Source organism: Pseudomonas sp. SLFW (genome assembly GCF_009905615.1).
Classification (GTDB): domain Bacteria; phylum Pseudomonadota; class Gammaproteobacteria; order Pseudomonadales; family Pseudomonadaceae; genus Aquipseudomonas; species Aquipseudomonas bambusae.
In genome coordinates, this window is the sequence record NZ_JAAAKW010000021.1 from 59,280 (window position 1) to 73,270 (window position 13,991).

A 13,991-nucleotide genomic window follows, 5' to 3' on the forward strand; every position below is an offset into this window, starting at 1 on the left:
GGTGCACGATCGCGACAGGGCTTACCCTGACGCCTGATAACGTCAAGACAGCAGGTGCGGGATGTTCAGTCACAGAGGCACCGCCGTGATCACCGGCGTTTCGTCAGGCCCAAGCCTGGCATACGCGCGGCGCATGGCCGCTCAGGGATACGATCTGATTCTGGTCGCGACGGATCGTGATCGGCTGCAAACGGTGGCCAGACGGATCACCGATGTTTCCGGGCGTCTGGTGGAAGTGCTGGCGGGCGACCTTAGCCGTCGTGAAGATGCACAACGGATCGAGCGGCTGTTGGGCGCCGATGCCAGCATCACGCTGGTGGTGAACTATCGCACCCACCGCGCCTTGTTGCCGACGGCGCTGACACGCCATGTCAGCGCCGTGATCGAGGTGACGGGCAAGGCGCAATGCCCGCTGGACGACGCGACATGGAGCCTGTTCCTCATGCAATGGGAACGAAGCGGTCCCCTGCACTGAGCGCAACGTTCGAAACCGGGGACAGGCGGGTTGGGCCTTACAACGGCCGATCCACGCCGACATCCCGCAAAGCATCATGAGCGGCATCTGGCTTGGCCGACTGAGGCTCGGTGCTGACGTCGCCGTCCACCACAGCCACCGGCCTCACAACGCCTTCGCCTGACGCCACCACCCGTTCCGGCTGTTCTTCGCTGCCGGGTTGCGGCTCCGCCGACTGTCCTGTCTGAGGCTCGGCAGCGTCGGGCGCCGGTTCCGTCGTGGTCTGCATCTGATCCTGAACCACCTGTTCGTCCACCCGTGGGTCGAGGGCCACCACCAGTGGCGAGCTGGACATGCTGTCCGGCATCGCGACGTGGTGCAGTGGCGCGTCGACGACCTGGTGCAGATTGGTGACGGCTTTCGGACGAATCCGCAGCGTCAGAATCAACGCGATGCAACAGACGAAGGCATAGAGCATGTTGCTGCCAAACTGCTTCATCAGCACGCCCGACACCAAGGGCCCAATACTGGCGCCCACGCCGTAGGTCATCAGCAGCATGGCCGTCAGCGACACCCTGCGTTCGCCTTCGACGTGGTCGTTGGAAAACGCCACCGCCAGCGGGTACAGCGCGAATTGCAGCAACGACGCCATGAAGCCCATCGCGAACACCGCTTCCAGCGGCAAGCCCGGAAAGACCGCCAGTGGCAACGCCGCCAGTACCAACAGACCGGCCACGCCGCGAATCAGCCAGGCGCGGTCATAGCGGTCCGACAGTTTGCCCAAGGGCCCTTGCACAAGAAGACCCGCGCCGATACACGTCGCCATGAACAGACCGACATGCTCGGTGCTCAGCCCCTGCTGCGCGGCATACAGCGGCGCCAGGCCGTAAAACGAACCGATGATCAGACCGGCGCTCAGCACCGTGGTGAGCGACTGTGGCACGCGACGCATGAAGAACAGCGGTTCCAGCGGCGCAGGGCGCATCGGCGCCGGGTGAATGCTGCGGGTCATCGCCACCGGCACCAGGCAGAGCGTGAAGCACATCGCGACCAGCATCAGCAGCTCAGGCCCCAGTTGCGGGTGCACCACGAGAATCAGTTGACCAAGGACCAGCCCCAGGTACGACGCGATCATGTAGCCGCTGAACACCGTGCCGCGCTGTTTGGGCGAGGCTTGTTCGTTGAGCCAACTCTCGATGACCATGTACTGACACATCATGCCGAGGCCGACGATCATCCGCAGAAAGATCCAGGCTGGCAGGTAATTGATCAGCCCGTGGCCCAGAACGGCAGCGCCGACGATCCCCGCGCACGTCGCGTACGCGCGGATGTGTCCGACCCGCCCAATCAGCCGGTGACCGACCTTGCCGCCCAACGCCAGACCGACGTAGTTGGCGGCCATCAACGCACCGACCCACAGGCCATCGACCTGATCGGCAGCGAGACGCAAGGCAAGGTAGGTACTCAGAAGGCCCGAACCGATCAACATCATCAGTGAGGCAAAATACAGCGCTCGAAACGATTTCCAGATTTGGCGCATTGGCTTTCCAAAAACGAAAACCCTCCTCCAATGGAGGGTTTTCGAACCACGGTTCTTAAGCTTGAGAGGCTAAGACGCGGCGCTCCCAAGGGGTAATTTCGTTGAAGAAACTGGTCAACTCCAGGGTCTTCGACGCGATGTAGCCTTCGATGAATTCGGCGCCGAACAGTTCCTTGGCCAGAGCGCTGCGTTTCAGACGCTCCAATGCCGCATGCAAGGTACAGGGCAGCGAGAGATTGTCCGGTACGACGAATTCCCCCTGAATCGGCGCCGATGGCTGCAACCGTTGCTCGATCCCGTAGAGCCCGGCTGAAAGACTAGCTGCAATTGCGAGGTAGGGATTGGCGTCTGCACCGGGCAGACGATTTTCCACCCGACGAGCGACCGGTGCACTGGCCGGAATGCGCAACCCGGCCGCACGGTTGTCGTGGGACCAGCAAGCGTTGTTCGGGGAGGCGAAAGGATGACACAAACGCTGGTAGGAATTGACGTTCGGCGCAAATAAAGCGGTGAAATCCGCCATTGCCGCCTGCTGCCCGCCAATGAAGTGATGGAATGCCTCCGTCGGCTCCCCCTGCTCATCGCTGAAAATGTTCTGCCCGGTGACGCTGTTGACCACGCTCTGATGGATGTGCATCGAACTGCCTGGCGTATGGGCCAGCGGCTTGGCCATGCAGACCACGGTCAGGCCGTGCTTGAGCGCCACTTCCTTGAGCATGTGCTTGAACAGGAACGTCTGGTCCGCCAGCAATAAAGGATCGCCATGCAGCAGATTGATCTCGAACTGGCTGACGCCCATTTCGTGCATGAAGGTGTCGCGAGGCAACCCCAGCGCAGCCATGCATTTATAGACTTCGCTGAAGAACGGGCGCAGGCCGTTGTTGGAGGTCACGCTGAACGCTGATTGCCCGTCCTCACGACGACCGTCCAGCCCCACCGGCGGCTTGAACGGCTGAGCGGGATCGCGGTTCGGCGCGAAGACAAAAAACTCCAGTTCGGTGGCCACGACCGGCGCCCAGCCGTGACGCGCATACCGTGCGATCACCGATTTGAGCTGACCCCGGGTGGACAGGTTGGACGGCTCGCCATCCAGCTCGTCGGCGTCGCAAATCGCCAATGCTCGCGGCTCATCGCTCCAGGGCAGGCGATGGATCTGTTGCTCGTCAGCGATCAGCGCCAGATCGCCGTCGTCACTGCCGTAGAACTTCGCCGCCGGGTAGCCGCCCATGATGCATTGCAGCAGCACGCCCCGGGCCAGTTGCAGGCGTCGCCCTTCGAGAAAGCCCTCTCCCGACATTACTTTTCCACGCGGCACGCCGTTGAGGTCCGGGGTGACGCATTCAATTTCATCAATGCCCATCAATCGCTGTGCGAGTGAATTATGGCCATCGCTCAACATGACTCAAATCCTTTTTGGCTGGCAGGCCGCGCGGTGTGGTGCGGCAGGCGTACAAAATAAACGTCGGTCGTTCAAAATATCAAGCATCACAGGTGTTCCTGAACGAACTGGCCGAAATATTGCTGCACCTTTGTTTTTTGCCGCATATCCGCCACTTCTCTGACAGGCGGATCAGCCCGTCCGCCCTTTCTGATGATCATCGAGTACGCCGTGACTTTCGATAAAAAGACAGCCCATCCCTACTTCCTCGACGCCGGTGATTATCAAGAAACCAACAATGACAGCCGGGTGATGCACCTGTTGTGTCATGCGTTGAACCTCGCCGGGCTCAATGCGTACATCGCAGGAGGCACGGTGGTCTGTCCGAACCTGGACACCCCGTTGCTGACGGAAGAGATTCTGGAGGCGTGCAGTATTGAGCAGAAACTACCGATCGCGGTCTATCCCGGCTCGCTGCAAGGCAACCCATTGTCCAGCCGGGTTGTGGCGCGCTACATCCTCAACGCTTCGGATGATCTGATTGCCAAAGACGTCGGCACGGTCGATACCGACTTGGTGTTCTACCACAGCCACGACGTCAGTCACCGGGCGACCGAGCCGACGATCCTCACGCTGCCGCTGAACGATGACCTACACGTGGCAGCGCCGGAACGTGATGAATTGGAGCGGTTTATCGCATTGACTTTGCAAGCGGCGCAGCGTCACCAAAGCCAGATGAACCTGCAGGTGTCTCGCTGGCTGGAAGACCGCCATCTGACCACCGTGCAACGTCGGCTGCTGGATCGACACCAAGCGGCACACGCTCAGTCAAGCGTGGGCGTCGTCATCCTGGATTCGACGGGAGCGGTCGATGCGCTCAGAAAGACGCTGAAAAGCGTGCTGCACTGGCAGGCCAGCTCTGCGACCAGCATTGGTGTTCATGTGCTCACGCCTCTAGAACCCGAAGGTCCGCTGCCTTTCGACGTGGAATGGGATCGCCTCGGCCCCTCCACCGCGCACCAGATCAACTCACTGATCGACAAGGTCGATCACCAGTGGCTCCTGCTGCTCAACGCTGGAGATGAGTTGATTGACAGTGGCATCTGCATGCTCGAACAGCGGTTGTCGAACTCGCAGGCTTGCATGCTGTACTGCGATGAAATTCAATTCAGTAGCGGGCATGCAGGGCTGGTATTCAAACCCGACACCAATCTGGATTACCTCATCAGCTTGCCTGTGATCATGGCAACGCATTGGCTGTTTCGCCGCGACACGTTTCTGGCCGTGGGTGGACTAGACAGCCAACTGCCCCAAGCGCTGGAGTTCGATCTGATCCTGCGAATCATCGACGACCGGGGCCTGAGCTGCATCGAACACATCGCAGAACCGCTGGTGAGCTGTGAACCGCCACAACTGAGCGCCAACCCGGATGAAGTCTTGGCCTTGGGTCGTCACCTCGACAGTCGGGGTTACCCCAATCATCAGGTCCGAGAGTATCCGCTGCGCCATTACCACATCCACTATGGTCACGCGACTCAGCCGCTGGTCTCCATCATTGTCCCGACCAAGGACCAACTGCCCTTCCTGCGTCGTTGCGTGGAAACGTTGCTGGAAAAGACCCGATACTTCAATTACGAGCTGCTCATCGTCGACAACGACAGCCAGACCGAAGAAGCCATTGCCTGGCTGAACGAGCTAGAGGCCATCGGCGGCGAGAAGATCCGTGTACTGCGCTATCCGTATCCGTTCAACTATTCGGCGATCAATAACTTCGCCGTCACCCACGCCAAGGGCGAGTACCTGGTCTTGCTCAACAACGACACGGCCATTCTCGACGGGGGGTGGCTGGACGCGCTGCTCAACCACGCCCAGCGCCCGGAGGTCGGGGTCGTCGGTGCGAAGCTGCTATTTCCAGACGGCCATATTCAGCATGCAGGTGTGGTCATCGGCCTTAATGGCCCGGCCGGGCACCCCTTTATCGGTCAGCCTGCCGCCACACCGGGTTACATGCAACGTGTGTTGGTCGACCAGAACTACAGCGCCGTCACGGCAGCTTGCCTGATGGTTCGTCGATCGATCTATGATGAAGTCGGCGGGCTTGACGAGGAACTGTTCAAAGTGTCCTACAACGACGTCGACCTGTGTCTGAAGGTCAGTGCACAGGGCTATCTGGTCGTCTGGACGCCTCACGCATTACTGCTGCACGAAGGCAGCGTTAGCCAGATCCATGTCGATCCCAATGCCTTTGCGGCGAAGATCAAGCGCTTCCGCTCCGAACAGCACGGCATGATGAGTAAATGGCTCCCCATCATGGCTAACGATCCTGCATACAGCCCTAACCTATCCCTCGAAGACACCGGCTTCAAGTTCGATGGGCGTACTGAATTGACCTGGCGGCCACTCAAAGGGCTGCCCATACCCACCGCACTGGCGGTCCCGGCCATCGCCTCCGCATCGGCCCAACGGCGCATCTCGCAACCGTTCGAAACCCTCAAAGCCGAAGGCCTGCTCGATGGCGTGGTCAGCGTACAGCTGCCCGGCGTGATCGACGTGGAGCGTTATCAGCCGGACACTATTGTCCTGCATAGGCGCCTCGACCCATCGCGTCTGGAATCAATGCGTGAGCTCGCGGCCTATTCAAAATGCCTCAAGGTCCTGGACATCGATGGCCTGCCCAGTGACCTGGAAATGGCAGGCGCCGTTCAAAACGCTCAGCATTTGGTTGACCGCATTGTGGTGGCGACCCCCGCACTGGCGGAGATATTCGACCGCGATGCTCGCCCCGTATTGATTCTGCCCACGCGCCTGAGCCCTGAGTGGGCGATGCCTTTGCCGTTGCGTCGGCCCAACCCACGACCGCGTATCGGCTGCTTCGTGAGTGGTGATCATCACTCGGACATCCCCTTGATCGAAGCGCTGATACGCCAACTCGACGTTGATTGGATTCTGCTGGGCAGTGGCCATGCGCGCCTCAACCACCTGGCCGTAGAAGTGCACAGCAATGCTCATTTCTGGGGAAATCGCGACGCGCTCACCGGATTGAATCTGGACCTGGCGTTGATCCCGCTGCGCGACACCCTGAGCAATCATTGCCGTGATCACAGCCTGCTACTGGAATACGGCGCCTGTGGCGTATCGGTCATTTGTAGCGACGTGGACGGCTTTCGTGGCGAACTGCCGGTGATGCGCCTGAGCAATCAAGTAGCCGTATGGTCAGGGGCGATAGCAGAACACTTGCACGATGAAGGCGCTCGCATCGCACGGGGCGAACACCTGCGCAACGCGGTCCTGAGCGCATGGGTTCAGGACGCCGCTTATCAGCAGGCGCTGCTCAAGGCGTGGTTGCCGTAGGCGACCGCACACCGCCAAAGGAGGCCGGGTTCAGCCTTGAGCAGCCCGTCCTCGTCGGTAGCCGCCAGGGCTTTCCCCCGTCCATTTCTTGAACGCCCGGTGAAAGGCGCTGGGCTCTTGAAAACCCACCAGCGCTGCGATCTCAACCACGCTCATGTCGGTTTCGCGGAGTTTCTGTTGGGCGATACCCCGCCGCACGTCGTCCTTGATCCCCTGAAACGCGCAGCCTTCGCGTTCTAGCCGACGGCGGAACGTGGTGGGGCTCAGCTTCAGTTCAAGGGCCATCTCCAACAACGTCGGCCAGTGGCCGTAATGGCTACCGCGCAAGCGCTGATAGACCTGCGCGGCGAGGCCCCGTTGATTGCGGAAGCGGATCACCAACCATTGGGGCGCCGTGCGCAGGAATGACTTGAGCGACGGCAACGTCTGCACCACCGGCAGGCGCAGGTACTGGCTGGAAAACTCGACCTCGGTTCGCGCCTCGCCAAAGCTCAGGTTGAACCCCCACAACAGCGAATCGTCGCTCAGCCGGTTGCGGGTGTGGCGAAACTGCGCGCGGTCGATGGTGATGCGACGACCGCCCAGCCAGCACAACAGGCTGATCATCAACAGCAGAAACGTCTCTTCGCCAAACCGGCGTTTTTCAGGGTCGGTGGCGAGGTTGTCCAGCGCAATCACGGCCCGCTGACCGCGCACGATAAGGCTGCCCTTGAAGTCCCGCAGGAACAGCCCAAAGTTGGCCAGACATTGACGCAAAGCTTTCTCCAGGTTCGGCTCCTGGATCAAGCCCCGGCAAATCAGCGAGAAGCTGCCGAGCGGCATGCCGTGGGAATCCAGCGCGAAGAATTCATCGCGCAGCTCCTTGATCTGAATCAGCCACAGCGAGGCGAACGCACTGGCGGGCACACGGGCTGTCGGATCGTCCAGCAGCGCCCTGTCGATTCCGGCCCCCTCCAGCACCGATTGCAGGCGCAGAGGCTGGTCGCGCAAGGCATGCACCACCAGTTGGACGAAATAAATCGACACCGAATCCTTTTCCCGCATGAGCCGTGTTTCCTTTTGTCGTTATAAGCCACGGCGCTGATGGTAAAGAACGCCAGCCGATCTGGACAGTTTCGGCATAGGCCCGCCCCAAATGCCGATCTAGACTTGCCCGCAATTGGCACGTGGCCGAAATGCCGCCCGTCGTTGCCATTTCTTTCATTCAACGGGTTTCAGGAGTCGACATGAGCAATACCGAAGTTTTCGTCGTCAGCGCACTGCGTACCGCCATCGGTGGATTCGGCGGTTCCCTCAAAGACGTCTCGCCCATCGAACTGGGCACTCAGGTCAGCCGAGCGGCCCTCGCGTCTTCCGGCCTGGCGGCAGAGCATATCGGGCACGTAGTCATGGGCCATGTGATCCCGACCGAAGTCCGCGATGCTTATTTGTCCCGCGTCATCGCACTGGAAGCGGGTCTGACCAAGGAAACCCCGGCCATGAACGTCAACCGCTTGTGCGGCTCAGGCTTGCAAGCGATCGTCTCCGCTGCGCAATCCGTGTTGCTGGGGGATGCCAACGCCGTGCTGGCCGGCGGCACCGAATCCATGAGCCGTGGCGCCTACATCATGCCGCAAGCCCGCTGGGGCGCGCGGATGGGCAACGTGCAGGCGTATGACTACATGCTCGGTGCGCTGCATGACCCGTTCGCCAACATTCACATGGGCATCACCGCCGAGAACATCGCCGAAAACTACGGCATCACCCGTGCCGATCAGGATGCCTTGGCGCTGACCAGCCAGCAACGCGCCGCCCGCGCGATCGCTGAAGGCCGCTTCGAAGGGCAGATCGTGCCCATCGAAATCGCCACCCGCAAAGGCACCGTCACCTTTGCACAGGACGAACACGTACGCGCCGACGTGACCGCCGAGCAACTGGAAAAGATGAAGACCGCGTTCAAGAAGGACGGCACGGTCACGGCGGGCAATGCTTCGGGCCTGAACGACGGTGCCGCCGCGCTGGTGATGGCCAACGGTGACACGGTGCGCGAGCACGGCCTCAAGCCGCTGGCGCGCCTGGTGGCCTATGCCCACGCGGGTGTCGAGCCGTCGATGATGGGGCTGGGACCCATTCCTGCCAGCCGCAAGGTGCTGGAACGTGCGGGCCTGACGGTAGCCGATCTGGACGTCATCGAGTCCAACGAAGCGTTCGCCGCCCAGGCCTGCGCCGTGGCTCGCGAACTGGGTTTCGATCCGGAGAAGGTCAACCCGAACGGTTCCGGCATTTCCCTCGGTCACCCAGTGGGTGCGACCGGTGCGATCATCGCAACCAAGGCCATTCATGAACTGCACCGCATCGGCGGCCGCTATGCCTTGGTCACCATGTGCATCGGCGGCGGTCAGGGCATCGCCGTCATCTTCGAACGCGTGTAAGGGAGAGGCTGCATGACCCTGCATCACATCGCCGTGATCGGCGCAGGCACCATGGGCAACGGCATTGCGCAAGTCTGCGCGATTGCCGGGTTCGACGTGACCCTGCTGGACATCAATGACGCTGCGCTGGAACGCGGCCTTGCCACAGTGCGCAAAAACCTGGAGCGTCAGGTCAACAAACAGACGCTGACGGTCGAGCTGGCGGAAGAGGCGCTGGGACGCATTCGCTGCATCACCGATTACGCGCAGTTGAATGAGCCGCAGGTGGTGATCGAAGCGGCCACCGAAAACCTCGACCTCAAACTGCGCCTGTTGAAACAGATCGCCGCGCACGTGGGGGCTGATTGCGTCATTGCCTCCAACACGTCGTCGCTGTCGATCACCCAGTTGGCGGCAAGCGTCGACAGTCCAGAGCGTTTCATCGGTCTGCACTTCTTCAATCCGGTGCCGATGATGGGCCTGATCGAAGTGATTCGTGGCCTGCAAACAGCCGATGAAACCCACGTCGTCGCGATCAAGCTGGCCGAGCGCCTGAACAAGACCGCCATTACCGCAGGCAACCGGCCTGGCTTCGTGGTCAACCGCATTCTGGTGCCGATGATCAATGAAGCGATCCTGGTGTTTCAGGAAGGTCTGGCGACAGCTCAAGACATTGACGACGGCATGCGTCTGGGTTGCAACCAGCCGATCGGGCCGTTGGCGTTGGCCGACCTGATCGGACTCGACACGTTGCTGGCCATCGTCGAGGCTTTCCATGAGGGCTTCAACGACAGCAAATACCGCCCTGCGCCGCTGCTCAAGGAAATGGTCGCGGCGGGGTATCTGGGTCGCAAGAGCGGGCGCGGGTTCTTCGTCTACAACTGACTGCTCACGCGATTCCCGAGACTCATAAAAAACCGCAACCTGCTCAGGCTGCGGTTTTTTTGTTTCAAGCGGCCATCAATGGGAGAACAACGAATTCCCCACTTTGCCCGCCATCTTCTCCGGCTTGATCAGGAACCGCGCCAGTGCAGGGAGCAACCACAACGCCCCGAACATGTTCCACAGCAGCATGAACGTCAGCATCAAGCCCATGTCCGCCTGAAACTTGATCGCTGAGAAAATCCACGTGCACACACCAATCGCCAGGCACAGACCGGTAAACAGCACAGCCTTACCTGTGGACTTCAACGTTTCGTAGTAGGCCTCTTGCAGCGGCAGACCCGCACGCAGGAAGCTTTCCAGACGACTGTAGATGTAAATGCCGTAATCGACGCCAATCCCGACGCCCAATGCCACCACCGGCAAGGTCGCGACCTTCACCCCGATGCCCATGAACGCCATCAGCGCGTTGCCCAGCACCGAGGTCAACACCAGCGGCAACACGATGCACAGCGTCGCGGCCCACGAGCGGAAGGTGATCATGCACATCACGGCGACGCAGATGTACACCAGAATCAGGATGGTCAACTCGGCCTGTTTGATCACCTCGTTGGTCGCCGCTTCGATCCCGGCATTGCCGGCCGCCAACAGGAATTCCAGCCCTTCCTTGTTGTTGGCCTTGGCGAAGTCCTGCACCGCGTGCACGGCCCGATCGAGCGTCTCGGCCTTGTGATCGTTGAGGAAGATCAACAGCGGCGCCAGTGAACAGGTGTTGTTGTACAGACCGTCAGCGCGAGAAATAGAGCTGTTGAGCACGTCCTTGTTGCGCGACAGCGACTCCCACTTCAGGTTGCCCTCGTTCATGCCCTTGATCACCTGCTTGGACACAGTGACCAGCGAGATCGCCGACTGCACGCCCGGCGTGTTCTCCATCTTCCACGACAGCTCATTGATGGCCGAAAGCGTCTGATAGGCCGAACAGCCTTCAGGCGGCGTCTTGACCATCACCACCAACACGTCAGAACTGGTGGAGTAATTGCTGATAATGAAATTGTTGTCCTGGTTATAGCGGGAGTCAGGGCGCAATTCCGGCGCGCCCTGATCAAGGTCGCCGATCTTCAGGTTGTGGCCGTACCAGAGGCCTCCCGCCAGTGCCAGCAATGCCAATGTGACCGACACCTTAGCGACCTTGGGTGCCGCGAAGTTCGACAGCAGACGCCAGAACGGGTGTTCACGAACGGCATGCTGTTTACTGCGCACAACGGCCTTTTTGCTGATCCCTGCGTAGGAAATTGCAACGGGGAGCAGGATCAGGTTAGTGAACACGATCACAGCGACACCAATGGACGCGCCAATGGCCAGCTCGCGAATCACGCCAATATCGATGATCAACAGCGTGATGAAGCCTACGGCGTCTGCCAGAATCGCGATCATCCCCGGCAGAAACAGCTGGCGAAACGTGCGACGCGCGGCAGTCAGGGCGTTGTCGGCGTCGCTGGATTGCAGGGCAATGCCGTTGATTTTCTGCACGCCGTGGGAAATCCCGATGGCAAAGATCAGAAACGGTACGAGCATCGAGTAAGGATCGAGACCAAAGCCCACCACATGCATGAGCCCCAGTTGCCACACCACGGCGATCAACGTGGTGCTCAAGACAGCGATGGTGCTGCGCGTGCAGCGTGTGAACCACATCAAGAGCACGAGGGTGATCAGGAAGGCCACGCCGAAGAACATCACCACCATGATCAGGCCGTCGATCAGGTCGCCGACTTTCTTGGCAAACCCGACAATGTGAATATCGACGTTGGGGTTCTGCGCTTCGTATTTGTCGCGGATCTTCTCCTCCAACTGGTGGGAGAACAGCCGGTAATCCAGCGGCAGTAATTTGCCCTGATCCGCCGGGTCCGGGTAGAACTCCTGGAGAGGGACGTCGACGATGCTGGACTTGAAGTTGTTCGCCACCAATCGCCCGACTTGACCGGATTTGAGGACGTTATTGCGCAGCTTGTCGAGGCTGTCCTGGGAACCGTCATAGCTCTGGGGAATCACCTCGCCACCGGCGAAGCCCTCCTCTGTCACCTCGGTCCAGCGCACACTCGGGCTCCACAGCGACTTGAGGCCGGACCGATCAACACCCGAAATGTAAAACACCTCATCGTTGATCTGCCGAAGGGTCTCCATGTACTCCTTGGTGAAGATATCGCCCTGTTTGGCTTCCACCGAAATCCGCACGGTGTTGCCCAGGTTCGCCAAGTCGTTGCGGTGCTCCATCATCTTCTGAATGAAAGGATGACCCAGCGGGATCATCTTCTCGAAACTGGTAGACGGCCGAACCAGAGTGGCCTGCCAGAACAGGAAAATACTGACCAACAGACAAATGCCAATCACGGTCGGACGATTGTTGAAGATCAATTGTTCGAGAAAGGTCGGTTTGTCGTGTGGCTGTTGAAGATTTGTCATCGATAAGCGTCCTCGCCTGGTCAGTTCTTATTGTTGAGCGACATCAACGCCTGTCGGCGAGGTGACGTGAACGCCGCCCTGTCCTACCAGAATGAGATTGCCTTTGTCGTCCTCGGCCACACCGGCCAGTGAGAGACGGTCCGAGCGATTGGAAACGGTGAACGTCTCGCCGTCATCGGTGCTGCGCATGACACTCCCCCCGTTGCCGACCAGCACGATGGAGTTGTCCGGCAACAATGAAGCATTGGCGATGCTGAATTCCAACGGCCCACGCTCCCCTTGTAGCGCGACCGGCTCCCAGTTGCTGCCGAAATCCGTGGAGCGGAACAGATTGCCGCGCAGGCCGTACGCCAGCAGCGTATTCGCTTGGGACGTACCCACTGCGCCGAACAACGAACCTTGATACGGGCCTTCGAGTTTTTCCCAGGTTTGACCGTCATCCGACGAGCGAAACATGCTGCCCATTTCGCCGACGATGAACAGACCTGCATCCTTTACGTAAGCGATGCCATTGAGATGATACTGGTCGTCGTTATCCAGCCGTTCGCCGATGTCATTCCAGTGCTGACCGCCGTCGGTGGTCTCCAGCAGCGCGCCGTAGGCCCCCACGGCGATTCCAGTGCTGAGGTCCTTGAACCAGACGTCTAACAGCGGCGCCTCGCGCTTGAGGTCTTCGAATTGTTTGATCCAGGTGGCGCCGCCATCGCTGCTGGCGAGAATCTGCGCATCATGACCGACAGCCCAGCCATGCTGATCGTCGACGAAGTACACTGCTGTGAGCAATTGCCGGGTTGGCACTTTGGCTTGAGTCCAGGACTTGCCTTGATCATCGGAATAAAGAATGTGACCGCGGTCTCCCACCACCACAATTCGCTTACCGGCGTGAGTCACGTCCAACAGCAGACTGCGAGAGGCTTTGGCGGACTCCAGTGCGAAAACGGCCGTGTCGCTGGCGGCAGGGACAGCGGTCGGCGTGCTTTCAGCAGCCAGTGCCGTGCCGCAGAGGGCCATGGAGATGAGCAACAACACTACAGCGTTCGGAGGCCTGCTCGTGTGTAGCGTCCGGGAATCGTCATGACGTTGAATGACCGCGGACCGAGTGCGCCGAATGACTGGCTCACGCATGGAGCTTCCCCTTCCTTTATTTTTATTAGGTTCTCCGGAAGGTCATTTCAGTACTGCAAGCGCTCTAGCCTGCGTACGAGCCTTCCGAGGCGAACCCATCCTATCCAGCTTGGGAAACGTATGACAATCAACATGACGTTATCTTTTGTTAAGCAAAGGTCAGGTGATTGCAGCGTTATCACTGGGACTGATTGGGAACTCTAACCGCTGGAATAGGCTGTCGGGTGACATATCTAGCAACCTAGGTGGCCGATGGCCGTGACGGCTGGGATATGTGCAGCTGTGCGAGGCTCTCATAGTTCGGGCCAGGACTGGGCTTGGGTTATGCCCAGCATTTTTCCGCGCGCAAAAACAAAACCCCATCTGCTTTCGCAAATGGGGTTCTGGAATTTAATCTTGACGATGACCTAC

At 59.8% G+C, this 13,991-nt stretch carries 9 protein-coding genes; 4 read left to right on the plus strand and 5 right to left on the minus strand.

Features of this window, described 5'->3' with window-relative positions; translation table 11 throughout:
* Positions 1-61: 61 nt before the first annotated feature.
* On the plus strand, positions 62-475 hold the full coding sequence (locus GVN17_RS25435) for an SDR family NAD(P)-dependent oxidoreductase (RefSeq protein ID WP_166598044.1): 414 nt from the start codon (positions 62-64) through the stop codon (positions 473-475).
* A gap of 37 nt (positions 476-512) precedes the next feature.
* Here the strand turns inward: GVN17_RS25435 and GVN17_RS25440 are convergent, their stop codons facing one another.
* Positions 513-1,994 carry an MFS transporter gene (locus GVN17_RS25440; protein ID WP_166598045.1) on the minus strand — a complete coding sequence of 494 codons (1,482 nt, stop codon included), beginning with the start codon at positions 1,992-1,994 and terminating at the stop codon, positions 513-515.
* Between the two features lie 55 nt (positions 1,995-2,049).
* Positions 2,050-3,291 (minus strand): glutamine synthetase family protein, encoded by a 1,242-nt coding sequence (locus GVN17_RS25445; protein ID WP_178115763.1) that lies wholly within the window; start codon positions 3,289-3,291, stop codon positions 2,050-2,052.
* Positions 3,292-3,603: 312 nt separating this feature from the next.
* On the opposite strand from GVN17_RS25445, the gene GVN17_RS25450 reads away from it, so the two are divergent.
* Positions 3,604-6,723 (plus strand): glycosyltransferase, encoded by a 3,120-nt coding sequence (locus GVN17_RS25450; protein ID WP_166598047.1) that lies wholly within the window; start codon positions 3,604-3,606, stop codon positions 6,721-6,723.
* Between the two features lie 30 nt (positions 6,724-6,753).
* Here GVN17_RS25450 and GVN17_RS25455 read toward each other — a convergent pair whose 3' ends face one another.
* The gene (locus GVN17_RS25455; protein WP_166598048.1) at positions 6,754-7,767 is read right to left on the minus strand and encodes an AraC family transcriptional regulator; all 1,014 of its coding nucleotides are present in this window, start codon (positions 7,765-7,767) and stop codon (positions 6,754-6,756) included.
* Positions 7,768-7,949: 182 nt separating this feature from the next.
* On the opposite strand from GVN17_RS25455, the gene GVN17_RS25460 reads away from it, so the two are divergent.
* Positions 7,950-9,134 (plus strand): acetyl-CoA C-acyltransferase family protein, encoded by a 1,185-nt coding sequence (locus GVN17_RS25460; protein WP_166598049.1) that lies wholly within the window; start codon positions 7,950-7,952, stop codon positions 9,132-9,134.
* 12 nt (positions 9,135-9,146) lie between these two features.
* Complete coding sequence (locus GVN17_RS25465; protein ID WP_166598050.1) at positions 9,147-9,998, plus strand: 3-hydroxybutyryl-CoA dehydrogenase; 852 nt, start codon at positions 9,147-9,149, stop codon at positions 9,996-9,998.
* A gap of 75 nt (positions 9,999-10,073) precedes the next feature.
* Here the strand turns inward: GVN17_RS25465 and GVN17_RS25470 are convergent, their stop codons facing one another.
* Both GVN17_RS25470 and GVN17_RS25475 read right to left on the minus strand, forming a co-directional pair.
* Complete coding sequence (locus GVN17_RS25470; protein WP_166598051.1) at positions 10,074-12,455, minus strand: RND family transporter; 2,382 nt, start codon at positions 12,453-12,455, stop codon at positions 10,074-10,076.
* A 27-nt stretch (positions 12,456-12,482) separates the two neighbouring features.
* The gene (locus GVN17_RS25475) at positions 12,483-13,466 is read right to left on the minus strand and encodes a YCF48-related protein (protein ID WP_256665384.1); all 984 of its coding nucleotides are present in this window, start codon (positions 13,464-13,466) and stop codon (positions 12,483-12,485) included.
* Between the last annotated feature and the right edge of the window lie 525 nt (positions 13,467-13,991).

Bases quoted from the DNA above. Each gene is read 5' to 3' on its own strand.
- GVN17_RS25435 (WP_166598044.1), top strand. From the start codon at position 62: ATGTTCAGTCACAGAGGCACCGCCGTGATCACCGGCGTTTCGTCAGGC.
- GVN17_RS25440 (WP_166598045.1), bottom strand. From the start codon at position 1,994: ATGCGCCAAATCTGGAAATCGTTTCGAGCGCTGTATTTTGCCTCACTG.
- GVN17_RS25445 (WP_178115763.1), bottom strand. From the start codon at position 3,291: ATGTCGGGAGAGGGCTTTCTCGAAGGGCGACGCCTGCAACTGGCCCGG.
- GVN17_RS25455 (WP_166598048.1), bottom strand. From the start codon at position 7,767: ATGCGGGAAAAGGATTCGGTGTCGATTTATTTCGTCCAACTGGTGGTG.
- GVN17_RS25460 (WP_166598049.1), top strand. From the start codon at position 7,950: ATGAGCAATACCGAAGTTTTCGTCGTCAGCGCACTGCGTACCGCCATC.
- GVN17_RS25465 (WP_166598050.1), top strand. From the start codon at position 9,147: ATGACCCTGCATCACATCGCCGTGATCGGCGCAGGCACCATGGGCAAC.
- GVN17_RS25470 (WP_166598051.1), bottom strand. From the start codon at position 12,455: ATGACAAATCTTCAACAGCCACACGACAAACCGACCTTTCTCGAACAA.
- GVN17_RS25475 (WP_256665384.1), bottom strand. From the start codon at position 13,466: ATGGCCCTCTGCGGCACGGCACTGGCTGCTGAAAGCACGCCGACCGCT.